The following is a 25,371-nucleotide window of genomic DNA, read 5'->3' as shown; positions in this document are numbered from 1 at the left end:
GTCCTGCCGGCCGGGCGTGTCCGACTCCGGGCGATCGAGGCTGGGGTGCGCTCTTCATCGATTTCGTCAGCGGGATCGACGTAATCCCGGCATTCCTGGGCGCCGATGGTGAGGATTCCGCGGATTGGCCGTGAATGGATCGTTCCAGTCGTCGCCTGCGGCGACCTGCCGGTCCGCGTGAATGCCCGTACGGCTCCGCTGATTGGCCGGTGAGGGCCCGGATCATTCGGTCAGGAGGCTCGAAAACGCCTGGTCAGAGAACATGTCGAGGGCGCGTACGGCGCGTTGTGGGAAGCGCCGGTGCCCGCTTCATGGCCACTGATACGCTTTACGCCTTTCGATAACTCTGAGCATTTACGGGGCAAGAGTGACGACGGGGCCCGGTTATCACCAGCAGTATCCGCCTCAGCCGCAGTGGCAGTCTCAGCCTCCACCTCCCCCTCCGCAGTGGCAGTACGGTCCTCCGCAGCAGCAGTGGCAGCCCCCATCGCAGCAGTGGCAGCCTCAACCTCCGCCGCCCCCTCCTGGGCCCGGACGCAGGACCGGGCTGTGGGTGACGCTCGGCATCCTGTCCCTCGTCCTCGTCGTCGCGGTGGGTGCGGGGGTGGGCCTCGTCCTGCGGGGCGGCGGCTCCGGGGACGACACCGCCGGAGACGGCACGGGTGATGTCGCCGCCGACTCGAACACGGTCGTGGTGAAGGACGACGAGATCACGAAGCTGGTCCAGTCGCACAGCAAGGCGCTGGCCTCGGGCGACGCCAAGGCGTTCACCTCGATCTTCGACCAGAAGAACGCCGCTCTGGTCCGCGATCAGGCGAGAGTCTTCGCCAACCTGCGCAAGATGCCGCTGGCCGAGAAGTCGTACGAGGTGTTGCGCCGCCAGGGCCGGGCTCAGGACAGTTTCGGGCGTGGCGTGAAGTTCACGCAGGATGTCGCCTTCGTCCACCGGTTCGCCGGCATCGACCTGCGTCCGGTGTCCGAGTGGTACCGCTGGACCATCGAGAAGGCGTCGCCGAAAGCACCCTTGGTCGTGACGAAGGTGGAGGGTGCGCCGCCGACGATCAGCGGCGAGGCGTCGAAGACCATGTACTACCCCGGGCCGTGGGACATCTGGCCGGACATCGTGGTGGCGAAGGCGGGCGGAAGCCTCGTGCTCGCCAGGCCGAAGGACGCCGCCCTCGCCCGGCGCGTCGCGCCGACCGTCTCCGCCGCGGCCGCGAGCGATCTCGCCTTCTGGCAGAAGAACGGCGATCCGGACGCGGCGGTGCCGAGCGGTTTCGTGGTGGCGCTGGTCGAGGGCAAGACCCAGCTCGGCAAGCTGTTCCGTACGTCCAAGGCGAACGAGGCGGGAGTTTCGATCCCGATGCCGCGCTGGGGAATCGGGAACGACACCGTGAAGATCGGCGGCACCCGCGTCGTCATGGACACGGCGTCCGAGTTCTTCAGGGACGAGCAGGGGATCATGGAGATCTCCGAGCACGAGCTGGCGCACTCGCTCGTCGCCGGGCTCGACAGCGCGCAGTTCGCTCTGTTCGGCAGGGCGAACTGGATCACCGAGGGTTTCGCCGAGTATGTGGCCGGCCGCAGTCAGCCGATCGCGCGGAACCGGCGGGCCGCCGAGGGCCGCGCCTACGTGGCAGGACAGCTCGCCATGCCGTTCGACGGGAAGCTGCCGACCAACGCCCTCTGGGACTTCAAGCAGATGACCAGCGTCAACTACCTCATGGGGCATGTGGCCATGCGGTTCATCGCGCAGAAGTACGGCGAGCGGAAGCTGGTCGAGGGCGTGGTCGCGGCTTACCGGGCACCGGGCGACGACAGCGAAGCCGCCCTCTTCCAGGTGCTCGGCGTGACGAGGGCGGACTTCGAGCGGCAGTGGGCGGGCTACGTCCGCGCCCAGTTCGCGTAATCGGGGGAGAGACATGACGGATCAGCACAACAGGGACGCGTACGGCGGGCCCACTCCGCCCTCGCCGTCCCCCGCACCGTCCCCGTACGCGTACGGCGACGGCCGATCGCCCTACGGCGGGCAGGAACAGCCGCACCTCGACCAGGGACACCAGGGTGACGCCGGAGGCCCGACCCAGCTCGCACCCGGCCAGCCCTCACCCGGCCAGTCCGCCCCTGCTCTGCCGGCTTATGGCCAGCCCGCACCCGCTCAGTCGGCCTATGGTCAGCCCGCACCCGCTCAGTCGGCCTATGGTCAGCCCGCACCCGGCCGGCAGCCGTATGGGCAGCCGGGTGGTCCGGGGCAGTGGGGCGAAGCCGCGTCGCCGGGGCAGGCCGGGCCCGGCCCGCAGGCCTCGGCCCCTCCGGGGTACGGACCGCCCGGCCAGAGCGCGCCGTGGGGTCCGGGCGCCCCCGGCGCGCCGGCGCTGTACGGCCAGCCGGGTCAAGGTCATCCGGGTCAAGGTCATCCGGGTCAAGGCGGGCCCGGTCAAGGCGGGCCCGGTCTGGGACAGCCGAGCCAGGGTGGGCCGGGTCAAGGCGGGCCGGGTCAAGGTTGGCCGGGTCAGGGTTACCCGGGCTCGCCGTACGCGCAACCCTGGGGGCAGCCGCAGCCGCAGCCGCAGCCGCAAGCCCAGCCGCAGCCGGGCCCGGCGGCGTCGGCCCCCGCTCCGCCGGCGCAGGGCCAGACGCCCTGGCATCCGGGGCAGCAGGGGTATGCGGGCCAACAGGGCTACCCTCGGCAACAGGGCTACCCCGGCCAACAGGGCTATCCCGGTCAGCAGGGGGGCTACCCAGGCCAGAACTATGGCGCTCCGGGGCAGCCGCCCCAGGGACTCCCGCCACAGCCGCAGCAACAGGCGCCCGGCGGCAAGGGCAAGACGGCGCTGTTCGTCGTGCTCGGGCTGGTGGTGCTGCTGGCGGTAGGCGGGGGGACCGCCTGGTTCGTCGCGGGCTCCGGCACCGGTTCCGGCACCGCATCCGGTGGGGGCGAGGGGGAGTGGTCCGTCCCGCTCGCGAGTGCCGACAGCATGGACTTCACCCAGGGGCTCGCGTTCGCGGGCTGGCTGACCGACAAAACGGTGATCCGGGTTCAGCGCGACGGGGTGCTCGCCTACGATCTGACCTCGGGCAAGCGCGCCTGGGGCGCCCCCTCGCCCGGCGACCAGCTCTGCGGCGCCACCGCCGACCTGGCGAACGGCAAGGGCGCCGTGGCGTACGGCAGCGACCAACTGTGCGACCACCTGGCAGGCGTCGAGGCCGCGACAGGAAAGATCACCTGGAAGATCAAGATCCCGGCCGAGAAGTCCAGGGTGGCCAACTCGCTCACCGTGCCCCAGATCATGAACGCGGGCGACGTCGTGGTGGTGTACGCCGACGACGTCCTGTCCGGCTACCGCCTGTCGAACGGCGCGAAGCAGTGGACGGCGCGGCTGCCGGAGGGCTGCCACATCAAGGACGTGAACGCGGCGGCGGCCCAGGTGGCCCTGCTCCTCGACTGCACCTTCGAGGGATCGGGTGGCCTCGTGCAGGTGCTCGACCCGAAGAGCGGCGCGCCCCGGTGGCGCTACAAGATGGGCGATCTCAGCCTGATGAGCCTGATGCTGTCGGCCGACCCGCTGATCGTCCGCCAGGAGGACGGCGACAAGAGCTCCTTCACGGTCCTCGACGACCGAGGCGGCAAGGTCAGCGAGTTCACGACCGGCAAGGTGGACATGCTCGCCATGAACACGGTCGCGTTCGTGGACGGGATGTTCGAGCAGCGCCGCTACGCCGTGCACGGCGACCGCCTCTACCTCACGACCTTCCCGGAGAACGTGCCGGGTAAGGCGCGATCGGGCGACAAGGCGCTCGCCTTCGACCTCAAGACCGGCAAGCAGGTGTGGGAGTCGTCCGGCACCCAGCCCACGATGCTGAACCTCGTCCGGGCCGACGACCACGGCCTGCTCGCCCTGGAGGTCGGCGACTGGCGGGACCTGCCTCCCCGGCTCGTCCGTCTGGACGCGGCCACCGGCAAGGCGGCGAAGGTGGGGGAACTGCCGCAGAAGTACGGCACCGATGGGGACCGTGCGCGGGCCTTCGAGCGGAACGGCGCCGTCGTCATCGTGCCGTGGACCTCGGTCACGGCGAAGCACGCGGTCGTCTACGTCGACACCAAGGAGAGCTGACCGGACCGGGCCCGGTCGTCGCGCGGCCGGGTGGGTTGATTCGCCCGTTGCGCGACGGGGTCCCGTCCTGACCGGTGGACGAGACCCCGTCGATTCGCCTCACATCAGGGGCTGGTGCAGGTGGCCGCCGGCGTGGCGGCCGAGCCGCTGCCGATGGAGCCGAAGGTCGTGCTCGTGTTGGCCGCAAGCGAGCCGTTCCACGACTCGTTGCGCACCGACACGGCCGAGCCGGAGCCGGAGCTCAGCCCTCCCCACAGCTGGGTGACGGTCCGCCCACCGGGCCAGGTCCACTTCACGGTCCAGCCGTTGATCGCCGCGTTGCCCGCGCGCACGGTGACCTCACCCTGGAACCCGCCGGTCCAGGAGCTCACCACCCGCAGCGTCGCCGAGCAGGCGCCGGACACTCCGCCGGACGGCGAGGGGCTAGGACTGGGCGACGGGCTCGGCGAACGGCTGGGACTGGCGCTCGGCGAGACGCTGGGGGAGGGACTCGGGGAGGCACTGGGGGAGGGACTCGGACTGGGCGAGGCGACCGGACCGCCCCACGCCGCCGTCGAGTCCAGCCAGGCCGCGCGGCGCAGCTCCTGCCAGCGCGCCTTGACCTGGTCGACGAAGGCCGGATCCCGCATGAGCTGGGTGAACCAGTCGTTGGCGACCGGCTGCCGGGTCTGCTGATACCGCCAGCCCGCGGTCTGGTCGTTCTGGAAGAACCCGCCCACGCCGAACGTGAGGTCGTAGTCCCACAGCGGACCGGCGAAGATTTGGGTGTCCCGGTCCATGTAGAAGTAGGCGCTGCGATAGTTGGCGTCCATGTTCCGGGTCACATACGCGGAAGGCCGGACCGGCATCCTCCCGGTCCGGCCTTGCGTGGTCATGACGATTCCTGGCGCACCCGTACGGCGCGGACGGGCCGTCCGCGCTTCGGCGAGGGAGCCGCCGGCCTCGCTCGGCGACGGGCCGAAACCGCGCCGAGATCTGCCGAGATCTCAGACGGCGCCGGTCCCCGGCGGTGCCGTCGGCGCCGGGGTGGGGGAGTGGGGCACGAAGCGGATCGGCAATGTGATCGGCCCGGTGACACCGACGGTCGGGCGCCAGGGGACGGGGCCGTCGGGTTCGGGGGAGTGGAGCCTGTTCGCGAGGATCGGCAGGGCCTCGCCCATCTCGGCGCGGGCGAGCGCGGCGCCGAGGCAGTAGTGCAGGCCGACACCGAACGTGAGCTGCGTCGCCCGCTGCTTGGTGATGTCGAATCCCTCTCCGTTGAAGACGGCCGGGTCGTTGTGCGCGGGGTCGAGAAGCACGCTGACGAAGGTGCCCTCCTTGATCTCGAGATCGCGGTAGACGATGTCCTCGTCGGCGATTCGCATGATCACTGTGGAGGCCGGCGACACCCGCATCGACTCCTCGATCGCGCGATCCACCAGTTCCGGCTGCTCGGCGAGCAACGCCCACTGCTCGGGGTGCTTCATGAAGGTCGTCATCGCCAGTCCCAGCTGGTGCTGGGTCGCGTCCTGCCCCGCGAGCATCAGCCCGATGACCATCACCCGCAGCTCTTCCGAGGTGAGCCGGTCGCCGGCCTCCTCCGCCGCGATCAGCCTGGAGATCAGGTCGTCCTGGGGGGCTTCGCGCCGCTTCGCGAGCAGCGCGTCCACGGCGCTTCCGAGACCTGCGAGAGCGGTCTCGATCCGGTCCCGATGCTGGGCGACGAAATTGCTGACCATCAGGCTGAGATCGTCGCCCCATCCTCGGAAAGAGTCGTGCTGTTCCTCGGGTACGCCCAGCAGGGTGCAGATGATCCGTGCGGAGTACGGCTCGGCGAAGTCGGTGATGAAATCACATCGGCCGGAGGCGTGGAATGTGTCGACGAGTTCATGGGTCACCTGGCGCATGAACGGACGCAGCGCGTCCACGGAGCGGCGGGTGAACGCCTTGCTGACCAACCCGCGGAGCCGGGCGTGGTCTTCTCCTTCCAGGCAGGGCAGGAAGCGGCGCATGAAGTCGTAGAGCGGGCCTGAGGTGATGCCCTGCGCGTGGAAGAAGTCCAGGGTGCTCTGCCGTAACCGGCGATCGGCGATCAGTTCGCCGGCGGGCTCGTATCGCAGCACCGCGTACCCCCGAGGGGTCCGTGCGTACCAGTTGGCTTCGCGGGCCTTGTGCACGTCGGCCGAGTCGGGCCTGAAATCCGGATCCTCGATGTCGAGATACGCGACCGTCATGGGACGCCCCTCCTGGTCAATTCACCTGGCAGCCTGTTCCCAGGCTTTTGGGCGCGAGATTACGGGTGCGGCCTACGGCGTCACTGAGCGGCGGCTAGAAGGTCGCTCAAGCGTCACTGAGCCCATTGGTCCCCCGCGAGGGATCGGCGAGATGACCAAGCCGCTGGAATTCGGGAGGAGACTGATGCGACCGCCTCGCCACACCGCCCGGTGCGGCCGGCGGGGATGCGGCCGACTCCCGGAGCGCCCAGTTCGGCCGGTGGCTCGCGGGCCGAGCGGCGCACGAGGCGGTGTGGTGGTGCGGGAGGTCAGATGGCGGTGAGCGGCAGGCACCGGCCGACCTGATCCGATCTCCTGGCCAGGCGTTCCACGAGATACAGTCCGGTGAACCGGGGGAGCCTGTAGGTCTGCCCGCCCTCATCGTCCAGCGCTTTCACCAGGCCCGCGTCCACAAGACTGGTGAGAATGATGCCGGCCTCGGTGTCCCCGCAGGAGAACGCCTGCGCGGCCTCCGTGAGAGAGAAAGAATTGGCTCGTAAGCAGGACAGCGCGAGAAAGGCTGTCTGTTCCTTCGGACTGAGCTGACGGTACGCGGACTCGAGGCGTGAGAACAGGTCCAGCCCTATCCGTTCCAACTGGGACAGGCAAATGTCGGCCTCGCATCTGAACATGGACTTTCTCAGTTGTTCGATGCTCGACCTCGGCGAGAAGCTGAGGCGCTCGCCCAGGAACCGGATGGTCAGCGGAAGCGTGTCGACCTGGTTGATCAGGCACAGCGCCGTCTCTCTCTCCGCGTCCACCCGATCTTTTCCGACGATTCGTTCCAGCAGGCCGATCCCCTCCTCCGGCGTGAAAGTGTCGAGCTGGACCATGGTCGCGCCGGCCAGGCCGTGCAGTGGCCTGGTGCTCGTGACGATCGTCGGGCAGCCGAGAGGGAGGAAGCCCGTTATCTCCATGTGCGGCTCGGCGCCGTCCAGGACGAGCAGGATCCTGCGCTGGCGTGTCAGTGCGCGAAAGACGCCCACCAGCCCCGGCAACGTCCGCGGGAGTTCCTCGTCCGCGGCGCCGAGGGTGCGCAGAATCTCTGCGAACACGTCCTTCTCGAATTCCGCCGCCGGCTCTTTGCGCTTCAGGTCGATGTAGATCTGGCCGTCGGGGAATTCAGCGGACACCCGATTGGCCACGTGTATCGCGGTCGCGCTCTTTCCCGTGCCGGGGGCGCCGTGTATGCAGACGATCGGGGCGGCGGTCCCGTTCGTCGCCGTGATGTGGCTGACGATGTCCCGGAGAATTTCGCAGCGACCGAGAAAATCGGGAACGTCCGGCGGCAACTGGGCGAGCCTGTCCTTCGGGGCGATCCGTTCGGGGCGGACCTGAGGATCACGCCTGTCGATTTCATGGCCTCCCGCGATCAGCGCCTGCTGCAGTCGCTGGAGCGAAGGGCCCGGATCCAGGCCGAGTTCGTTGTTGAGGCGCTCGCGCATCTCGTGGTAGACGTTCAGCGCCTCGAGCCGGCGGCCGGAGCGGGAGAGCGCGGTCATGAGGATCTCGTAGAGCTCCTCGTGAAACGGATGACGTTCGATGAGAAGTTTGACCTCGCCGATCAAGGAGGAATATCTCTCGAGTTTCATCTCGGCATGCAGATGCATATACAGAACCTGTTTGTGCTGCTCCTCCAGCCAGGCGACATGGCTCCTCACCTGTTCACCGAAGGCCACGTTCGCCAGGGGCTCGCCCCGCCACAGGCGGAGGGCCTCGGTCAGATGAGCGCTTGCCAGCTCCAGCTTGTCCGGCGACCGCGTCCTGGCGCCCTCGCTCAGAAGCGACGACCCCTGCGCGGCGAGCTCCTCGAACCGGCGGAGATCGAAATCCGCCCCGCTCAGGTCGAGACAATAGCCGTGCGGAACGGTGACGAGCACGCTCTCGCCCGGCTCGTCGTCGGGTGCGCTCAACGCCTTGCGGAGTTCGTAGACATAAGTGTGAACGGTTCCGATCGCCCGGTCCGGCGGACGGCCGTTCCACAGCTCCATGATGATGGAGTCGACGGTGGTGGTCTGCCCATTTCTTATGGTGAGTAGTGCGAGCATGCTGCGCAGTTTCGCGGATCGCGGGGTGACGTCTCTTCCTGCTATAGTTACTGAGAAGTCTCCCAATACCGAAAAGCGCATCGCCGGCCCCCTGTCTGTTCAGAGCGTGTGCCGGATGGGATGCCGCCACGGAGACGTGCTCGAATGAATGGAACGGGCTGCCCGCCGCCGATGTCTCCCCGTTTTTGGACATCCTTTTACATGGTTCCGGCCCGTGCTCGATTCCCCGGAATGCCCCGTAATGTTTCCTTAGGCTACCTTAGTATATGACATCAGCCCTAAAAGGTGGCAAGGGGTTTACTGGTCCTGTCCGTACCATTCAAAAGTGAACTCCTCACGCGACGGGTGTCTCACTGTGCGATCGATTATGATCCCGGTCACGGCAAAAGCCGCGATGAGGAGTGCCGGGGTGGGCGCCGCCTCATCGCGGTGTTTCGGGACCGGAAGGTGACCGCTAGGGGGCGATCGTCGCGTCGGCTTCGGGGCTCGTCGCCATGGGAGCCGTCTTTCCCAGCCGGGTGTCGATCAGGAGCAGGGCGGCCAGCGCGGCCACGAGCAGGATCCCCGCCGCCCACCCCGTCGCGAGGTTGTAGCCGTGAACCTGGCTCTGCACGCTGGAGGCGTTGGCGGCGAGGTAGGCCGCGGTGCCGTTGGCCGCGACGGTGTTCAGCAACGCGGTGTCGAGCGACGCGCCGGCCTGCTGGGAGACGTTGAACATCGCGCTCGCCACGCCCGTCTCGCTGGGCCGTACGCCGAACGTCGACAGGTCGAGTGCGGCCGGCAGGACGAGGCCCATCCCGATGCCGATCAGGATGAAGGAGGGAAGGACGCCGGACGCGTACGCGCTGTCGGCGTCGAGGCGCGTGAGTAGCGCCATCCCCACGGCCCCCAGGAGCAGGCCGGCCCCCATGATGAACCGTGGCGCGACGGTCGTCATCAGCCGGCTGCCGAGGCCCACGGCCAGCATGACGCCGAGGGTCAGCGGCAGGAAGGCCAGCCCCGTCCGCAGGGCGGAGTAATGCTTGATGTCCTGCAGGAAGAAGCTGATGAACAGGTAGGCGCCGAACGGCCCGGCCATCATCAGCGCGACGACGAGGTAGGCGCCGCCGCGTCCGCGATGGCGGAGGATCGGCAGAGGGAGCAGGGGGTTGCCCACCCGGGCCTCCGCGAGCAGGAACAGGGCCAGCAGGACGACGCCCGCGGCGAGCGACACGATGGTGGCCGTCGCGGTCCAGCCGTCCTGCGTCGCCTTGGTGAACCCCCAGACGATCGCCACCAGGCCGGCCGTGGCCAGCACCGCTCCGAGGAAGTCGTATCCGGTCCTGACCTCGGCGCGGGACTCGTGCAGGAACACCACGACGCCGAGTGCGGCGACCAGGGCGATGGGAGCGTTGACGTAGAGCACCCAGTGCCAGCTCAGCGATGTGGTGAGGATTCCGCCGAGGATCAGCCCGATCGGTGATCCCGCTGCGACGACCCCGCCGAAGACCCCGAACGCGGCACCCCGCTCCTTGGGGTCGGTGAAGGTCGTGGCCACGAGGGAGAGCGACGCGGGCGCGAGCAGCGCGCCGAACGCTCCCTGCGCCACCCGGGCGGCCAGCAGCATCGTCAGGCTCGTCGCCGCGCCACCGGCCACCGAAGCCGCGGCGAAGCCGACCAGCCCGATGAGAAGCGCTCGCTTGCGGCCGGTGTAGTCGCTGACCCGCCCGCCCAGCAGGAGGAGTCCCGCGAAGGGGAGCGTGTACGCGGTGATGACCCACTGCCGGTCGGCCGCCGTGATCGCCAGGTCGGCGTTGATGGAGGGCAACGCCACATTGATGATCGTCATGTCGACCACGATCATCAGCTGTGCGAGCGCGACCGAAGCCAGCCCGAACCATCGCCAGCGATTGGGGTGCGACGACTCCGTCCTCTGCTCGGTGCTCTCCGTCATTCGGCTCGTCCTTCCGCACGGATCAGGGTCTCGTCGAGCGCAACTGTAACAGCCTGACTGACAATCAGGACAGCGGTTTATTTGTGCCGCTGCTAATCTCTCAGCATGACCTCCGAGGTGCCCCAGGCGTTGTCCGGCCGTCTCAGCTTCCTGCTCGGCAGGCTCTACATGCGCGCCCTCGACCTGGAAGCCCGGCGGCTCGAGGCGCTGGGGGTGACCGTGAAGCAGCAGGCCGTCCTGGCGCTGCTGGCCGACGAGGGCCCGATGACGCAGCAGCACCTGGGCCAGCGCCTCGGCATCGACCGGACCACCGTCGTCGCGGTCGTCGACGGCCTCGAACAGGCGAGGCTCGTCGAGCGTCGCCGTAGCCCCGCGGACCGGCGCGCCTACCTGCTGACGCTTACGCCGGACGGCGTACGGGCGGGGGAGCAGGGGCGCGGCCTGGTGAGCGGGGCGGAAGGCGAACTCCTCGGCGCGCTCGACGAGGACGAACGGCGGACGCTCACCGAGCTGCTCGGCCGGGCCGTCCGGGGCCAGGGGCCCGGCGACGCCGGCGCTCCGCCCCGGTAGCGAGCGGAGCGTCCCCGGAGGTCCTCCCGCGCGCCGTGTCGTCATCCGCCTCCCGGTCCCGTCCGGAGGCGGTCCGCGCCGGCGTCCGGCGCGGACGCTCCGCTCTCGTCACAGGCCGGCCTCGGCGGTGCCTCCCGGCAGCAGCAGAGTCTTCCCGATCACTCCGCGTGCCTCCATGGCGGCGTGCGCGGCCGCCGCGTCCCGCAACGGGAAGGTCTGCCCGATGACCGGCGTGATACGGCCCTCGGCCGCCTGAGCTAGCGCCTGGGCGGGCAGGCGCCTTTCGTCTCCCGGCCGCATCGGTAGTTGCATCAGACCGACCACCGTGACGTCGCGTTCTCTCGCCTCGCCGGGGTCCACCTCCGTGAACGAGCCGCTGGGCGAGCCGAACGCGAAGAAGCGGCCCCCCGGCGCCGCCACCGGGAACGCGAGGCGGCCGATCTCGCCGCCCACGCCGTCGAGGACGACGTCCAGGCCCTTGCCGTCGGTCGCCTCGCGTACGCGTTCCGGCCAGCCTTCCTCCGCGTAGTCGATCGCGGCGTCGGCGCCGAGAGACCGCGCCAGTTCGCACTTGCGGCGGCCCCGGGCCGCCGCGACCACCTGGGCGCCCGCCGCGTGGGCGAGCTGGACGAGCAGGCTGCCCAGGCCGCCTCCCGCCGGCATGACCAGCACCCGCTCACCGGAACGTATGCCCGCCGCCTCCGCGATCTGCATGGCGGTGAAACCGTCGTTGATGAGGGCCGCCGCCTGGTCGAGGCCCAGCCCGTTCGGCACGGGGAAAATCGCGCCGGTCGAGAGCGTGGCCCGTTCGGCGTACCCGCCCGTCGGCGAGAAGCCGGCGGCCGCCTGCTCGACGTCTCCGGTGTCCGGCCCCGGGCCGAACGCGCCCGGCCGCCCGACCACGTCGCGGCCGACCCACGAACGGTCCACCCCGTCCCCGGCCGAGAGGACGCGTCCCGCCACTCCGAAGCCGGGCACGTACGGCGGACGCACCGCCCACGGGCCGGGGACGCCCCGGCGGATCACGATGTCGAGGAAGAGGGTGTCGGCGAACGACACGTCCACCACGACCTGTCCCGGGCCCGCGACCGGATCCGGCGCCTCGCCGACTTCCAGCACGCCGGGGCTTCCGAAACGCACTGCCTGTACGACCTGCATGCTTTCTCTCCCTGCCGACCTCTGGGCGCACGGCGTCGAGTTCCGCGGCCGCCCGGGATGTCGGCCTGGGCGGGGCAGGGAACGGCGAAGCACGCGCGCGGCGCGCTATGAGACAGTAGAACGGACGATCAGCCTAACTGATTGTCATGACGACTGCTAGGAATCCCGGCCACCGGACGGCGGTGGACGGGCCGGGCGGCGATCAGTACGCGACCGTCGGATGCTCGCCCACGTACGTCGTGCCGTCGAACTGGGCGATGAGGAAATCGGCGAGGTCGGCCCGCGACACCCGTGACCCTCCCTGCGGAAGCCGGCCCAGTCCCACGCGGTACCTCCCGGTGGGTGGGCGGTTCGTGAGTCCGGAGGCCCTGACGACGATCCACTCCAGACGGCTCTCCTCCACCTCCTTCTCCATGATCCGCATGTCCCGGTACAGGGCGCGGTCGAAGAGGAGCGGCTTCAGCACCAGGCGGTAGAGCGGGGGATGGGAAGGGTCGCCGTCGACGACTCCGGCGGAGGACACGGTGATCAGCCGTCCCGATGCCGTCGTCCGCATCGCCCGGACGAGGTTGCGGCCGGCCTCCGAGTAGAGGCTGGTGGAACGCAGGACATGGCGAGCGAGCGGGGGAGCGACCAGTGAGAGGACGACGTCGCGGTCCCGCACCGCTTCGCGGACCGATGCGAGGTCGCCGACGTCGCCGCGGAGGATTTCGAGTCTGCCCGGGTGACGGCGGCCGGCTCCGCCGGCGACCGAGGCGGGGGCACGCGTGACCGCCGTCACGTCGTGTCCCCGCGCCAGCGCCCGTTCCACGACCAGACGGCCGGTGCGGCCGCTGGCGCCGAAGACGGTCACACGCATACCTGACGGTCCCTTCGTCACGAGGCCGCGGGCGCCGTGGCGCTCGCGTCCGCGGTCACCGTGAGGGTGCGTGGCGGACCTCCGGCCGTGGAAGGGGCCCCGGAGGGACGCAGCAGCCTGACGAGCGCGTCCCTGAGCGCGTCGCCCGGCCGGTCTTCCTCCGCGGGACGGCGCCAGGCGATGAAGCCGTCGGGACGCACCAGTACGGCGCCGCCGTCCCCCACGCCGTACGCGCCGGTCCACCGGTCCTCCACGTCGAGCAGGACGGCGTCGCCCGCGGCCCCGCCGGCAGAGGCGGACGGCCGCGGCGGTGTCACCCGGTAGGCGGTGAGATCGACCCTGAGGTCGCCGGCCACCTCGGCGGCCGCCCGCTGCCAGGCGGTGCCGCGGGAACCGGTCAGCAGGACGAAGCCCGGGCCGAACAGGTCGATCGTGGACAGCGTCCGGCCGTGCCGTTCCACGACGACGTGAGGGGCGCGCGTTCCCGGGCGGCCGGAAGGCCGGCGGGGGTCTTCGACCGGGGCGGGGTCCGCCGGGCCGGGATCCGGAATCAGCGCGCCGGAGTTGTAGCGGTAGCCGAGGACGACGCCGGCCTTCGACGGGCCGTCGCCGGGCTGCCGGGACCCGCCTTGGGCGGCACCGGCCAGGAACAGGCCCGCACGTGCGACGGACTCCCGGAGGAGCAGCTGGGCGACCGGCCTGCGCTCGGCCTCGTAGCTGTCCAGAAGGCCGGGGGAGGCGGTGCCGTCGAGCGCCGCGGCCAGCTTCCAGGCGAGGTTGTGCGCGTCCTCGATGCACGAGTTGCCCCCGAAGCCGCCGGTCGGCGGGAGGACCTTGGCCGCGTCCCCGACCAGGAACACCCTTCCCGAGCGGTAGCGCTCGGCGAGCAGGGCCCGCATCGGCCAGACGTCCGTGCCGAGCACTTCGACGCTCAGGTCGTCCTGGCCCACCGCCCGGCGGACGAGGTCCACGCAGCGTTCCCGTGTGAAGTCCGCCGCGCCCTCGCCTCGTGCCGCGTCGCAGGGCACGCTCAGCGTCCAGCGTCCCAGGTTCCGCTCCAGCAGGATGTTCAGGCGGTCGCCGGTCGCGGAGTCCACCAGGTCGTCGACGAGGCAGAGCACGAAGCTCCGGCCCCGCAGCGCCGAGCTGAGATCCGCCCGGAAGAGGATGCCGGCCTGGTGCGACAGCACGCCCGGTCCGTCGCAGGTGATGCCGAGGCGCTCGCGCACCGGGCTCTGCGCGCCGTCGCACGCCACGAGGTACGAGGCGGTCACCGTGTGCTCGCCGCCCCCGGCCGTGTCGCGGAGAACGGCGCGGACCCCGGCCTCGTCCTGGGTGAAGCCGACCAGTTCGACACCGAAGCGGATGTCGGCTCCGAGTTCTTCCGCGCGGGCCCGGAGGACGGGTTCGAGTTGGTCCTGATCGCACCAGACCTGCCCCGTCGGGGTGAGCCCGCCGTACTCCTCGGGCCCGCCCATGGACAGCCGCTCGATCTCCCGGCCCGCGAGCCTGTCGACCCGGATGATCACGCTTTCGCGTCCCTCGTCGAGGGCGCGCAGCCGCTCCTCGATGCCGAGGGATCGGAACAGCTCCATGGAGCGCGGCCCCACGTCGCTCATCCGGGGGTGCCACGCGGGCCGGCCGCGACGCTCCACCAATCGGCAGGCGACCCCCTGACGCGCGAGGAAGGCCGCCGTGGACAGGCCGCTGACGGACCCGCCGACGATCAGGACGGGTACGTGTTCCGCCTCGCGCATCACGCGCCCTCCACCAGGGACTCGATGTACTTGCGGAGGGCCTCCTGGTTGGCGGCCGTGTGCTCGGCCATCCGCTCGCGCCACCCCTCCTCCTGGTCCCTCAGCTCGTCGGAGAGCTCGAAGCACATGTCCCAGGTCATCTGGCTGCGGTTGCCCGGGAGCGCCTGGTAGATCCACGTCAGGTGGTTGTACGCGAACGGTGCGACGGGGTCGTGCCGCTCGGCGTAGGCCAGGTGGGGCGGATAGAGCATCCTCCAGGACACCCAAGAGGCTCCGTCCGCGTTGGTCAGCCGGAACCAGATCTTCCGCCCCTCGCGCCGCAGGATCTCGGACCGCAGATACTCCGGGATCATCTCGGGCCACTTGTCGATGCGGTTGGAGACCTCGAAGGTCACCTCGACGGGAGCGTTGACGATCACCGATCGTGTGATGACGGGCATGGATCATTCCTCTCTGCCGGGCGCCTGCGCGGCGCCGCCTTGGGGAACCAGCGCGACCGCTCGCGTCCACGCGGCGGTGGCGCCTTCGATGAGCACGGGAAACGCGATGACGAGGAATCCGGAAGCCGGTAGCTTCTCGAGGTTGCGCAGCCGTTCCAGCTGGTAGTAGGGGCGGCTGCGGCCGAGGACATGAGCCGGCCACAGCGCGGCGTCGTCCCCGCTCGCGAGATATCTGTCGATCATCGGGGCGAAGGGCCCGTCGAAGCTCTCTCCGTCCGTGCCGAGCACGGTGATGCCGGCATCCAGGAACGCCTCGACCAGATCGCTCCCGATCGCCTTCCCGCCGCCGGTCCTGATGAGCGCGATGGCGCCCTCGCTCCCGCGGCCCGGCACGTCGACGTGCCGCAGGCCCACGACGTCGTCCGGAAGCCGGCTCACGTCGTACATCAGGCCGGGGGCGATGAAGGACCCGAGCGGGGCCTCGTTGATGAGCCCGGGCGATCCGTCGTCCGCCGGGCCGTAGTGTCCCGGCGCGTCGACGTGGGAACCCGCGTGCACCGACGCGCGCACCATCTCGTGACGCAGGAACGCGCCCTTGGGGAAGTTCTCGGGCCTGAGCCGCCCGACGGCATGGGGCGCGACCTTCGGGAGCACGTTCTCGCAGAAGAACCTCGCGCCCGGCACCGGCTCGAGCGCGTCGATCTCCGTCTTGAACGGGCCGTCGGCGTGATTGCCGACGTCGCTCGACAGATCGACGATTCTGCACGCGTTCACGCCCTCGCTGAGCGCCTGGAAGGACGTCATGGCTGCCTCCAAGATTCGAATCGCGACGGCCGCTACGCGTCCGCCTTCCGTGCGTAAGTGGTGCTGATCATGTCGTTCGCGTGGCTGCGGATGAGGTCGAAGCCGAGCGGCTCCAGGAGCGCTGCGACCTCGTCGGGACCGAACATGCGCCCGCCCGCGAACCGGCCGGCGTACGCGCCGATCGTGCCGACGAGGCCGCCGCCGCGGCACGGGACCACGATCGCGATCCTGCCTCCGGGGCGCAGGACGCGGGTCATCTCGGTGAGTGCGGCCGAGGGGTCGGGAAGAATCATGATCATGGCGGTGGAGCAGACCGCGTCGAACACGGCGTCGCGGAACGGAAGGTCCTGCGCGTCGCCGCGGACCAGGCCCATGTTCGGCCGTGCCACGGCGGCCGCCTGCCGCAGCATCGGAGCCGACACGTCCAGGCCGACGGCGCGGCCCTCCCGGCCGGCGGCCTCCGCCAGCCCGGCGGTGATCACGCCGGGACCGCATCCGACGTCGAGGACGCTCGCACCCGGCGCCAGGCGCAGTCCGGACGCGAGCGCGCCCGGGCCGGGCGGGGCGCCGACGAGACGGACGAGCGGCTGGACAAGGCTGAGATAGATCCTGGGCCCGAGACCGCTGAGCCACAGCGACTGCGAGCGGTTGGGGGCGGCCACGTCATGGTCGGGCAGGACGTCGAGGTAGCCCGCGGAACTGACGCGTGCGGGCACGTCCGGTTTCAGCAGCGGGCGCAGCCATTCCGGCTCGGTGCCCGGCGGCGCCGGTCGCGTGTTGTCGATCACGAGTCGCTCCCGTTCGTGTGCCCGGCGGCCGTCCGGCCGGCGAGGAGGTGCTGGACGAGGTTCGTGTCGTGCCGGGCCGCCCGGTAGGACGGGCTGCGGATGATCTCGCGGAGGAAGTTCACCGTGGTCGGCACACCGGTGATCCGGAACTCGGCCAGGGCCCGGTCCATGCGGCTCAGCGCCTCGTCGCGCCGCCGGCCCCACACGATGAGCTTGGCCAGCAGGGAGTCGTAGGACGCGGGAATGCGGTACCCCGGGTAGCCGTGGGTGTCCACTCGTACGAACGGTCCGGCCGGAGGCGCGAAGACGTCGAGGATCCCCGGGGCGGGCGTGAAGCCGCGACCCACGTCCTCGGCGTTCACGCGGCACTCGATCGCGTGACCGCGTGGCGTCAGATCCTCCTGTCGCCAGGACAGGCGCCGCCCGGCGGCGATGCGCAGCTGCTCCCGCACGAGATCCACGCCGTAGACCATCTCGGTGACCGGATGCTCGACCTGGATGCGGCAGTTGACCTCAAGGAAGTAGAAGTGTCCCGCGTCGTCGACGAGGAACTCGACGGTGCCCGCGCCGACGTAGCCCGCGGCGGCGGCGCCCCGGAGCGCGGCATCGGCCATCTCTTTCACAAGTCCGGCCGGCAGGGCCGGCGCCGGGCTCTCCTCGACGAGCTTCTGGTAGCGGCGCTGGGCGGAGCAGTCCCGTTCGCCAAGGTGGACGACGTCGCCGTGCCGGTCGGCCAGCACCTGGATCTCGACGTGTCTGCTGCCGGTGAGGTAGCGCTCGATGAAGACGCGGCCGTCTCCGAACAGGTCCTGCGCCGCGGATCGGGTCTCGTTGAACGCGGCGGGCATCTCCGCGCTCTCGCGTACCAGTCGCATCCCGCGGCCGCCGCCGCCCGCCGCGGCCTTGATGACGACGGGATAACCGATGTCGCCGGCCACCTTGAGTGCCTCCTCGGGGGAGGACACGGGGTCGGGACTCCCCGGCAGCATGGGCAGTCCCGCCTCCGCCATCAGGGCACGCGCGGCGATCTTGTCTCCGAGGCGGGCCATCACCCGGGCAGGCGGGCCGATGAAGACGATGCCGTTGTCTTCGCAGACCTCGGCGAAGTCGGGATCCTCCGAGAGGAAGCCGTACCCGGGATGCACGGCGTCCGCGCCGGTGCGCAGAGCGGCCTCGGCGAGCGCGGCGATGTTGAGGTAGCTGCGCCTGGCGGGAGCCGGGCCGATCTGGATCGCCTCGTCGCAGTAACGCACCGCCGCCGAGTCGCGGTCGTCCGTCGAGTGCGCGGCGACGGTCCGTATGCCCAGTTCCCGGCATGTACGCGCGACGCGGAGAGCGATCTCGCCACGGTTGGCGATCAGCACCTTACCGATCATGATCCGGCGCCTCGTCACCCACCGGCGCCAGCGCGAACAGCGGCTCGCCGTACTCGACGGCGGCGCCGTTCTCCTTGAGCACCCCGGCGATCCTCCCCGGGCGGTCCGCCTCGACGGGGATCATCAGTTTCATGGCCTCGACGATGGCCACCTGCTGTCCCGCGGCGACGACGTCTCCCTCCCGGACGTACGGCTCGGCGCCGGGCTCGGGAGCCCCGTAGAAGACGCCGACCGTCGGCGCGGTCAGGTGGTGGACCCGTGACGGCGCGGGGGACTCGGGGCCGGCGGCCTCGGCACCGGGTCGCGCGGGCTCGCCGGAGGAGCCCGCGGCGCCCCCGGCCGCGACCGGCGTCTCCCATTCGATGCCAAGGTCCACGTCGGCGACGCGAATGCGGAGGCTCCGGGGCGATTCCGGCATCTCGGCGAGGAGTGCGAGGGCCTGGTGCCGTACCTGGTCCAGCAACGCGCCGGGGTCGTCGGGCGCGTGCCGAGGATCGCGGGCGCCCGCCGTCGTCCCGGGGCCGTCGGGATCGTGAGTGATGTGTGCGGTCAAGGTCGCTCCAGTCCGTGTCACGTGAAGGCCGCCTCGCCGATGTCCGCCGTCTCGCCGAACGACCGGAATCGCGCCCGGCGGGTCTTTCTCAGCTCGTCGGGCTCGATCAAAGCCAGGTTCCGCAGGGAGTCGGTCAGCGCCGCGCGCAGCCGCTCCGCCATGAGCGCTCTGTCGCGCTGGGCTCCGCCCTCCGGCTCCAGAATCACGCCGTCGGCGATTCCGAGCCGGAGCAGTTGCGGCGCGGTCAGATGGAGAGCCTCGGCGGCGACCGGCGCCATCGCCCGGTCCTGCCACAGGATCGAGGCGCATCCCTCCGGGCTGATCACCGAGTAGGTCGCGTTCGAGCACATCAGCACCTCGTCGGCCACGCCGATCGCGAGAGCGCCGCCGCTGCCCCCTTCCCCGATGACGCAGGAGACGATCGGCGTCGGAAGGCCTCCCATGCACCGGATGGCCTCTGCGATGGCCATGGCCTGGCCTGATTCCTCCGCCTCCAGGCCCGGATAGGCGCCCGGTGTGTCGATCAGGGTGATCAGCGGGAGCGACAGCTTGGCCGCCATCCGCATCAGGCGCACCGCCTTGCGGTATCCCTGCGGGGTGGCCATCCCGTGGTTCCTGGCCCGGAGCTCGCCGAAGGAGTGTCCCTTCTGATGGCCGATGACCATCACCGGGCATCCGTTCAGCACGGCGGGGCCGCCGACGATCGCGGGACAGTCACCCGACACGCGGTCGCCGCGCAGTTCCTCGAAGTCGTCGAACACGTGGGCGATGTGGTCCAGGGTGGTCGGCCGATCCAGGTCGCGCGCCGTCCGCACGGCCGTCCACGCGTCTACGGACGGCAGCCGCGCGGGGTCGCGGATCACACTCTCCGCCGCCGCGCCGGCCCCGCCCGGCCCGGTCCCCGACGGCGTGGGCCTCGCCGGGCGACCGGCCGCCAGGAGCCGGGCGAGGGTGGCCCGCAGCGCGCGGCGTGGGCGGATGACGTCGATGAGCCCGCGTTCCAGCAGGAATTCGGCGGTCTGGAAGCGCGGCGGGAGTTTCTGCCGGATCGTCTGCTCGATCACCCGGGGGCCGGCGAAGCCGAGGCGTGCCCGGGGTTCGGCGACGAGCACGTCGCAGAGCGTCGCGAACGAGGCGGCGACGCCCCCGAAGGTCGGGTCCGTGATGACGGAGATCGTCAGGATGCCCGCCTCGTCCAGCTGGGCGAGGGCCTGGCTGGTCTTGGCCATCTGCATCAGCGCGAGCGCGCCCTCCTGCATGCGCGCCCCTCCGGACGCGCACACGAGGACCAGCGGAACACGCCGCCGCAGGGCGAGGTCGGCGGCTCTGACGACCGCCTCTCCGATCGCCGAGCCGAGGCTGCCGCCCATGAAGCCGAAGTCCATGACGGCCGCGACGAGCGGGTTGCCCGCGACGGTGCCGGTTACGACCACCACGCCCTCGCCCAGCCCGGTGGCCCGCCGCGCCCTGGACACCCGGGCGGGGTAGGGGAGAGTGTCGACGAAATTGAGCACGTCCGCGCTGCGCTCCGGCACGTCGACCCATTCCAGGCCGGCGTCGTCGAGGAGCTGCTCGACGCGAGCTCGTGCGCCTACCCGGTGATGGTGTCCGCAGCCATGGCACACGTCCAGTTCGCGGGCGAGACGTTTCCTGTAGAGGACCTCACCGCATCCAGGGCAGATCACCCATGCGGTATCCGAGGTCGCGTCCTGGGTGGGCATGACCCTACCTACCGTTGATCATGGAGATGACGTCGCGTGGCGTGTCGCTCGCCTTGATGGCGTCGTCGTCGAGATCGACGTGGAAAGTCCGCTCGAGGTTCGCGGTGACCTCCAGCAAGGCGATCGAGTCGTAGCCGAGGCTCCCGAAATCGGTGTCGAGCGCCTTCTCGTCGAGGACGATGTCGTCGGCCACCCCCGCGCACGTGCGGAGGATGCCCAGCAGGTCCTCGGCGGTCATGCGAGGGGTCGCCGTGCTTTCCTGGCTCACTGTCTCTCCTTCATTCGTCGTCAGGACGGCGCACGACCATCGCCGAGTTGAAGCCGCCCTCTCCCCGCGCGACGATCAGCGCCGTCCGCACGGGAGCCGTCCGGGGCCGCCGGGTGACGAGGTCGAGGCCGTACGCCGCCTCCGGTGTCACATTGATCGTGGGCGGGATCACGCCGTCCCGCAGGCACAGCAGCGCCGTCGCGAGGTCCAGCGCCGCGCCGCCCGCGTACAGCCGCCCGGTCATGGTCTTCGGCACGGTGACGGGGACGCGGCCGGCGCCGAACATCGCGGTGATCGCGTCGGCCTCGATCCGGTCGAGCGCGGGAACCGCCGCTCCGTCGGCGAAGACCACGTCGATGTCACCCGGGGACAGCCCGGCGTCGCGCACGGCCAGTTCCATAGCGCGAGGCAGGGCCGGCGCGCCTCCCGAGCCGGGACGCGGGTCGAAGGCGGTCCCGTAACCGGCGATCTCGCCGTAGCCCGGCCCCGCGCCGCGGCGCGCCGCCGCCTCGGCGTCCTCGAGGACCAGGATCGCCCCGCCCTCACCGGGAACGTGGCCGGCCGCGCGGGCGTCGAACGGGAGATAGGCCAGGCGCGGGTCGTCGCAGCGGCTGAGGCGGCCGCCGGCCATCTGGGCCACCCATCCCCATGGGCAGATCGAGCCGTCGACGCCCCCGGCGAGGACGAGGCCGGTACCTTTGCGTATCAGGCGGCGCGCCTGCGCCACCGTGTCCAGCCCACCGGCCTGGTCGGTGACGACGACGCCACTCGGCCCGCGCATGCCGTGCCGGATGGAGATCTGGCCCGTGTTGACCGCGTAGAACCAGGCGAAGGACTGGTACGCGCTGACATGCCTGCTGCCGTGCCGCCAGAGGTTCTGCAGCTCTCGCTGGCCGAACTCGAAACCTCCCGCCGAACTCGCCGTGACCACGCCCATGCCGTACGAGTCCGCGTCGCCGGATGACACGTTCGCGTCGGCCAGCGCCAGGTCGGCGGCGACGAGGGCCAGCCGCGTCATGTGGTCGGTCTGGGGGAGGAGCCGGCTCGGCAGATGGTCGGCGGCGACGAACGCGGAGACCTCGCCGGCCAGCCGAGAAGGGTAGCGGCCGGCGTCGAACCGTGAGACCCGGTCGATGCCACTGCGCCCGGCCAGCGTCGCCGACCAGTAGTCGCGCGTCCCCAGCCCGTTCGGGGCGGTGACCCCGAAGCCGGTCACGATCACCGAAGTGTTCACCGGTCTCTCCGATCCGGGTCGGTCAGGACCATCGCCGACTGGAAGCCGCCGAAGCCGCTGCCCACCGTCAGGACGGTCTCGGTCCGCCACTCGCGGGCGGTGATCGGGATGTAGTCGAGGTCGCACTCCGGGTCGGGATGACGGAGGTTCGCCGTCGGAGGCACGAGGTCGTTCTCGATGGCCAGCGCGGACGCCGCGATCTCGATCGAGCCGATGGCGCCGAGCGAGTGCCCGATCATCGACTTGATGGAGCTGATCGGCACCTCGTAGGCGTGGGCTCCGAGGCTGCGCTTGAACGCCGCGGTCTCGTGCCGGTCGTTCTGTTTCGTGCCGGAACCGTGGGCGTTGACGTAGTCCACGTCGCCGGCGTCCAGCCTCGCCTCGTCCAGAGCGGCGCGGATCGCCTCCGCCATCTCCTTCCCGTCCGGCCGCAGGCCCGTCATGTGGAACGCGTTCGACCGCGTCGCGTATCCCGCGATCTCGGCACGGATGTGCGCTCCCCGGCGCCGGGCCGCGGTCAGCTCCTCCAGGACGAGGACCGCCGCCCCCTCACCGAGCACGAAGCCGTTGCGGCTGTCGTCGAAGGGGCGGGAGGCGTGCTCCGGATCGTCGTTGCGCGGCGTCGTCGCCTTGATGGCGTCGAAGCACGCCGCGGTGATCGGCGATATCGGCGCGTCCGCGGCACCCGCGACCATCACGTCAGCCGAGCCCTCGCGGATCAGCTCCACGGCATGGCCGACGGAGTCGATCCCCGAGGTGCATCCCGCGGAGACGAGGGCCACCGGCCCCTCGGCGCCCACCGCCCAGGCGACCTCGGCCGCGAACGAACTCGGGACCAGGTACCCGTACAGGTGCGGGACCGAGTAGCGGTGGTCGACCAGCCACTCACGGCCGTCGTCGCTGACGACCCGGTACTCCTCCTCGAGTCCCATGGTGGCTCCCACGGCGCTGCCGATCGTCACACCCGTACGGTGGGGATTCATGCGATCGAAATCGATGCCGCTGTCCTCCAGCGCCTGCCTCGCGGCCACGACGGCGAGTTGCGCGGCGCGATCCATGCGGCGCACCTCTCGTGCCGTCAGCCCGTGCTCCTCCGGAGCGAAGTCGATTTCGGCGGCGACCTGAGAACGAAACTGAGCGGGATCGAAGAGCGAGATCCTCCGGGTCGCCGTACGGCCGTCGCTCAGCAGTTCCCAGAACTCCTTGGTGCCGATTCCACCCGGTGCCATGACGCCTATTCCGGTGATGACGACTCGCCGGTTCATAAGGACGCGGCCTCCCGTCCTGATCTAGCGGGCGACCAGGCCCCCGTCGATGACGAGGCCGTGCCCGGTCACGTAAGAGGACTCGTCGGAGAGGAGCCAGACGACCGCCTTGGCCACCTCCTCGGGCTCAGCCATACGGCCGAGCGGGATGATTTCGGTGTAGCGGGCCTCGACCTCCGGGACGTTGCCGGTGAACCGCTCGATGAAGGGCGTGCGGACGACTCCCGGGCAGACCGCGTTGACGCGCACCCCGCGGTCCGCGTACTCCAGGGCCGCGGTCTTGGTGAGGCCGAGGATGGCGTGCTTGCCGGCCACGTAGGACCCGTTCTTGTCGAAGGCCACCATGGCCGCGACCGAGGCGCCGTTGACGATCGATCCCCCGCCGCTGTCCAACATCGCGGGAACCTGGTATTTCATGGCCAGCCACACGCCCTTGAGGTTCACCGCGAGCGCCTGGTCCCAGGCCTCCTCGTCCGCCTCGTGAATCTCGTGCTCGGCCCTGCCCTCCGTGCCGGCGTTGTTGAAGGCGTGGTCGAGCCTGCCGTACGCGGCGATCGTCCGCGCGACGAGCGACTTCACGTCGTCCGCCCGTGAGACGTCGGTCCTGATCGTCAGGGAGTCTCCGCCGACGTTCTTGATCGCGCGTTCTGTATCCTCGCAGCCGGCGATGTCGGCCAGAACGACATGGGCGCCGGCGGCGGCGATCGCGACGGCCGCCGAGGCGCCGATTCCCGATGCCGCGCCGGTCACGATCGCGACCCGGTCGTCGAGACGTATCGTCATTTCCGTCCTCTCCTCGTGAAGGGGGATCGTGGTCAGGCGCCGACGGTGCCCTCGGCGAGGGACAGGAAGGTCCCGGTCGGCCGGACCCGGTCGAACCGGATCCCGGTACGTGCGAACAGCTCCGCGACGTGCTCCGACGAGTGCTTCCGGCCGCCGACGTTGAGGAGGAGCAGCAGGTCGAGCGAGGTCGTGACCTGTGGCTCGGGGGTGTGGTCGGTCAGTGTCTCCACGACGACGACACGGGCGCCCGGACGTGCGCTACGGCGCACGTTCTCCAATGTCCGGATCGTGCTCTCGTCGTCCCACTCGAGGATGTTCTTGAGCAGGTAGACGTCCGCCTGGGCGGGGACCTCCTGCCGGCAGTCGCCGCCGATCAGCGTCACGCGGTCCGCGAACTCACCGCTCGGACGCAACTCGGGAAGCGCCCTGGCGACGACCCCCTCCAGGTCCATGAGGTAACCCTTCAGGTGGGGGTTCCTGTCGAGGACCGTGCGGATGAGGTGCCCCTGGCCGCCGCCTATGTCGGCGACGACCTGCGCCTGCGACAGATCCAGGGCCTTGACCACCTCTGCCGAGGTGTGATTGCTCGCCTGGGTCATGGCCGCGTTGAAGACGTCCACGGCGGCGGGGTCGTCCTCATGGATGTACCTGAAGAAGTCCTTGCCCAAGACGGCGACGGACTGCGCCTTGCCCTGCCGTACGGCATCCGTGAGGTGCGGCCAGAGGGTCCAGAAGCACGGGTGACCGATCCACCGGACCAGGTAGGTGACGCTGTTGGGGTCGCTCTCCCTGAGCAGCAGCGAAAGACCGGTGTGGGTGTAGCGCCCGTCGTCGAGCCGCTGGAAGACGCCCCTGGTGACGAGGGCGTCGAGCAGCTGCCGGAGCGCGATGGGATCGGCGCCGAGCTCGCGGGCGACATCGCGGTGGTCGCGCGGTCCCGACTCCAGGGCTTCGGCGACGCCGAGGTCCACCGCGGCCACCAGGGCGGCGGTGGAGACCAGGCCCCATGCGATTTCTTTTATGCATGAGATGTCGGCCTGGAGCTGCTGCGAGGAATCGTTCGTCATACGTACGCCCTTCTGTGCGTGTCGCATCTGTCGAGGTCGTTCGATGGTGTCGAGAGCACGTTCCGTGAGGCCCCGCACGCGTTGTCCCGTCTCGCGCCGCGAGCGTGGTCCGATGTGCTGCGGCTCATATCCGGCGGACGGCACTGATCCTGACAAAGCCGTCTCACGCCTTCCTCAGACAGCGCTCAACGGAGACTGAGCTCCCGCCGCGGTTCTTCCCGCACCATCGGAATTTCGTCCGGGTGAGAGAAATCACCGACGCATTTTCCGTACGTGCGGAGAAGGCAGCCGATCAGTGGTTGACAGCCTCACATTCACCCCGCAGACTTACTGAAACTTTGCAGTCAGCGACGGTTCGGGGGGCGTCGCGAGCTGCCGAA

General features: G+C 70.3%; 21 protein-coding genes. 3 read left to right on the top strand and 18 right to left on the bottom strand.

Features of this window, described 5'->3' with window-relative positions:
* Nucleotides 1-553: 553 nt before the first annotated feature.
* On the top strand, nt 554-1,909 hold the full coding sequence (locus BXA11_RS43500; protein WP_076441758.1) for a hypothetical protein: 1,356 nt from the start codon (nt 554-556) through the stop codon (nt 1,907-1,909).
* A 934-nt stretch (nt 1,910-2,843) separates the two neighbouring features.
* On the top strand, nt 2,844-4,115 hold the full coding sequence (locus tag BXA11_RS35695) for an outer membrane protein assembly factor BamB family protein (protein WP_076441755.1): 1,272 nt from the start codon (nt 2,844-2,846) through the stop codon (nt 4,113-4,115).
* 104 nt (nt 4,116-4,219) lie between these two features.
* On the opposite strand, the gene BXA11_RS35690 is transcribed toward BXA11_RS35695, so the two are convergent.
* The 4 genes from BXA11_RS35690 to BXA11_RS35675 all read right to left on the bottom strand — a co-directional run bounded on the left by BXA11_RS35690 (nt 4,220) and on the right by BXA11_RS35675 (nt 10,348).
* Nucleotides 4,220-4,927 (bottom strand): cellulose binding domain-containing protein, encoded by a 708-nt coding sequence (locus BXA11_RS35690; RefSeq protein ID WP_076441752.1) that lies wholly within the window; start codon nt 4,925-4,927, stop codon nt 4,220-4,222.
* Nucleotides 4,928-5,101: 174 nt separating this feature from the next.
* The gene (locus BXA11_RS35685) at nt 5,102-6,328 is read right to left on the bottom strand and encodes a cytochrome P450 (RefSeq protein ID WP_076441750.1); all 1,227 of its coding nucleotides are present in this window, start codon (nt 6,326-6,328) and stop codon (nt 5,102-5,104) included.
* 308 nt (nt 6,329-6,636) lie between these two features.
* Complete coding sequence (locus tag BXA11_RS35680) at nt 6,637-8,496, bottom strand: AfsR/SARP family transcriptional regulator (RefSeq protein WP_083744819.1); 1,860 nt, start codon at nt 8,494-8,496, stop codon at nt 6,637-6,639.
* A 373-nt stretch (nt 8,497-8,869) separates the two neighbouring features.
* Nucleotides 8,870-10,348 (bottom strand): MFS transporter, encoded by a 1,479-nt coding sequence (locus tag BXA11_RS35675; RefSeq protein WP_076441746.1) that lies wholly within the window; start codon nt 10,346-10,348, stop codon nt 8,870-8,872.
* Nucleotides 10,349-10,453: 105 nt separating this feature from the next.
* On the opposite strand from BXA11_RS35675, the gene BXA11_RS35670 reads away from it, so the two are divergent.
* Nucleotides 10,454-10,918 (top strand): MarR family winged helix-turn-helix transcriptional regulator, encoded by a 465-nt coding sequence (locus tag BXA11_RS35670; protein ID WP_076441744.1) that lies wholly within the window; start codon nt 10,454-10,456, stop codon nt 10,916-10,918.
* Nucleotides 10,919-11,026: 108 nt separating this feature from the next.
* Here BXA11_RS35670 and BXA11_RS35665 read toward each other — a convergent pair whose 3' ends face one another.
* From BXA11_RS35665 to BXA11_RS35600, 14 genes are all read right to left on the bottom strand, one after another.
* On the bottom strand, nt 11,027-12,076 hold the full coding sequence (locus BXA11_RS35665) for a zinc-binding dehydrogenase (protein WP_076441742.1): 1,050 nt from the start codon (nt 12,074-12,076) through the stop codon (nt 11,027-11,029).
* Nucleotides 12,077-12,278: 202 nt separating this feature from the next.
* On the bottom strand, nt 12,279-12,935 hold the full coding sequence (locus BXA11_RS35660) for an NAD(P)-dependent oxidoreductase (protein ID WP_076441740.1): 657 nt from the start codon (nt 12,933-12,935) through the stop codon (nt 12,279-12,281).
* A 17-nt stretch (nt 12,936-12,952) separates the two neighbouring features.
* A complete protein-coding gene (locus tag BXA11_RS35655; protein WP_076441738.1) occupies nt 12,953-14,692 on the bottom strand; it encodes an FAD-dependent monooxygenase in 1,740 nt (579 codons plus the stop codon).
* Entirely contained in the window at nt 14,692-15,132 is a 441-nt protein-coding gene (locus BXA11_RS35650; protein WP_076441736.1) for an SRPBCC family protein, read from the bottom strand. The genes BXA11_RS35655 and BXA11_RS35650 overlap by 1 nt, the downstream gene beginning before the upstream one ends.
* 3 nt (nt 15,133-15,135) lie before the next feature.
* Nucleotides 15,136-15,936: a cyclase family protein gene (locus BXA11_RS35645; RefSeq protein ID WP_076441734.1), complete on the bottom strand. Its 801-nt coding sequence runs from the start codon at nt 15,934-15,936 to the stop codon at nt 15,136-15,138.
* Between the two features lie 32 nt (nt 15,937-15,968).
* Complete coding sequence (locus tag BXA11_RS35640) at nt 15,969-16,724, bottom strand: class I SAM-dependent methyltransferase (protein WP_083744818.1); 756 nt, start codon at nt 16,722-16,724, stop codon at nt 15,969-15,971.
* Nucleotides 16,721-18,100: an acetyl-CoA carboxylase biotin carboxylase subunit gene (locus BXA11_RS35635; protein WP_076441732.1), complete on the bottom strand. Its 1,380-nt coding sequence runs from the start codon at nt 18,098-18,100 to the stop codon at nt 16,721-16,723. The genes BXA11_RS35640 and BXA11_RS35635 overlap by 4 nt, the downstream gene beginning before the upstream one ends.
* Complete coding sequence (locus BXA11_RS35630; protein WP_204053423.1) at nt 18,090-18,653, bottom strand: acetyl-CoA carboxylase biotin carboxyl carrier protein; 564 nt, start codon at nt 18,651-18,653, stop codon at nt 18,090-18,092. The genes BXA11_RS35635 and BXA11_RS35630 overlap by 11 nt, the downstream gene beginning before the upstream one ends.
* A 17-nt stretch (nt 18,654-18,670) precedes the next feature.
* Nucleotides 18,671-20,374, bottom strand: coding sequence for an acetyl-CoA carboxylase, carboxyltransferase subunit beta (gene accD / locus BXA11_RS35625; RefSeq protein ID WP_076441730.1), 1,704 nt, complete (start codon nt 20,372-20,374; stop codon nt 18,671-18,673).
* A gap of 4 nt (nt 20,375-20,378) precedes the next feature.
* A complete protein-coding gene (locus BXA11_RS35620) occupies nt 20,379-20,642 on the bottom strand; it encodes an acyl carrier protein (RefSeq protein ID WP_143734713.1) in 264 nt (87 codons plus the stop codon).
* 10 nt (nt 20,643-20,652) lie between these two features.
* A complete protein-coding gene (locus tag BXA11_RS35615) occupies nt 20,653-21,876 on the bottom strand; it encodes a ketosynthase chain-length factor (RefSeq protein ID WP_076441726.1) in 1,224 nt (407 codons plus the stop codon).
* A complete protein-coding gene (locus BXA11_RS35610) occupies nt 21,873-23,141 on the bottom strand; it encodes a beta-ketoacyl-[acyl-carrier-protein] synthase family protein (protein WP_076441724.1) in 1,269 nt (422 codons plus the stop codon). The genes BXA11_RS35615 and BXA11_RS35610 overlap by 4 nt, the downstream gene beginning before the upstream one ends.
* Nucleotides 23,142-23,165: 24 nt before the next feature.
* Nucleotides 23,166-23,924 carry a glucose 1-dehydrogenase gene (locus tag BXA11_RS35605; protein WP_076441722.1) on the bottom strand — a complete coding sequence of 253 codons (759 nt, stop codon included), beginning with the start codon at nt 23,922-23,924 and terminating at the stop codon, nt 23,166-23,168.
* A gap of 32 nt (nt 23,925-23,956) precedes the next feature.
* Nucleotides 23,957-24,991 (bottom strand): methyltransferase, encoded by a 1,035-nt coding sequence (locus BXA11_RS35600; protein WP_076441721.1) that lies wholly within the window; start codon nt 24,989-24,991, stop codon nt 23,957-23,959.
* Between the last annotated feature and the right edge of the window lie 380 nt (nt 24,992-25,371).

Source organism: Microbispora rosea, from assembly GCF_900156315.1.
Classification (GTDB): domain Bacteria; phylum Actinomycetota; class Actinomycetes; order Streptosporangiales; family Streptosporangiaceae; genus Microbispora; species Microbispora rosea.
The sequence above is the reverse complement of the archived record's forward strand: the minus strand, read 5'-3'. Positions and strand labels throughout refer to the sequence as shown.

Bases quoted from the DNA above. Each gene is read 5' to 3' on its own strand.
- BXA11_RS35680 (WP_083744819.1), bottom strand. From the start codon at position 8,496: ATGCGCTTTTCGGTATTGGGAGACTTCTCAGTAACTATAGCAGGAAGA.
- BXA11_RS35655 (WP_076441738.1), bottom strand. From the start codon at position 14,692: ATGCGCGAGGCGGAACACGTACCCGTCCTGATCGTCGGCGGGTCCGTC.
- BXA11_RS35610 (WP_076441724.1), bottom strand. From the start codon at position 23,141: ATGAACCGGCGAGTCGTCATCACCGGAATAGGCGTCATGGCACCGGGT.
- BXA11_RS35665 (WP_076441742.1), bottom strand. From the start codon at position 12,076: ATGCAGGTCGTACAGGCAGTGCGTTTCGGAAGCCCCGGCGTGCTGGAA.
- BXA11_RS35605 (WP_076441722.1), bottom strand. From the start codon at position 23,924: ATGACGATACGTCTCGACGACCGGGTCGCGATCGTGACCGGCGCGGCA.
- BXA11_RS35635 (WP_076441732.1), bottom strand. From the start codon at position 18,100: ATGATCGGTAAGGTGCTGATCGCCAACCGTGGCGAGATCGCTCTCCGC.
- BXA11_RS35645 (WP_076441734.1), bottom strand. From the start codon at position 15,936: ATGACGTCCTTCCAGGCGCTCAGCGAGGGCGTGAACGCGTGCAGAATC.
- BXA11_RS35690 (WP_076441752.1), bottom strand. From the start codon at position 4,927: ATGGACGCCAACTATCGCAGCGCCTACTTCTACATGGACCGGGACACC.
- BXA11_RS35600 (WP_076441721.1), bottom strand. From the start codon at position 24,991: ATGACGAACGATTCCTCGCAGCAGCTCCAGGCCGACATCTCATGCATA.
- BXA11_RS35660 (WP_076441740.1), bottom strand. From the start codon at position 12,935: ATGCGTGTGACCGTCTTCGGCGCCAGCGGCCGCACCGGCCGTCTGGTC.
- BXA11_RS35685 (WP_076441750.1), bottom strand. From the start codon at position 6,328: ATGACGGTCGCGTATCTCGACATCGAGGATCCGGATTTCAGGCCCGAC.
- BXA11_RS35650 (WP_076441736.1), bottom strand. From the start codon at position 15,132: ATGCCCGTCATCACACGATCGGTGATCGTCAACGCTCCCGTCGAGGTG.
- BXA11_RS35670 (WP_076441744.1), top strand. From the start codon at position 10,454: ATGACCTCCGAGGTGCCCCAGGCGTTGTCCGGCCGTCTCAGCTTCCTG.
- BXA11_RS35675 (WP_076441746.1), bottom strand. From the start codon at position 10,348: ATGACGGAGAGCACCGAGCAGAGGACGGAGTCGTCGCACCCCAATCGC.
- accD (WP_076441730.1), bottom strand. From the start codon at position 20,374: ATGCCCACCCAGGACGCGACCTCGGATACCGCATGGGTGATCTGCCCT.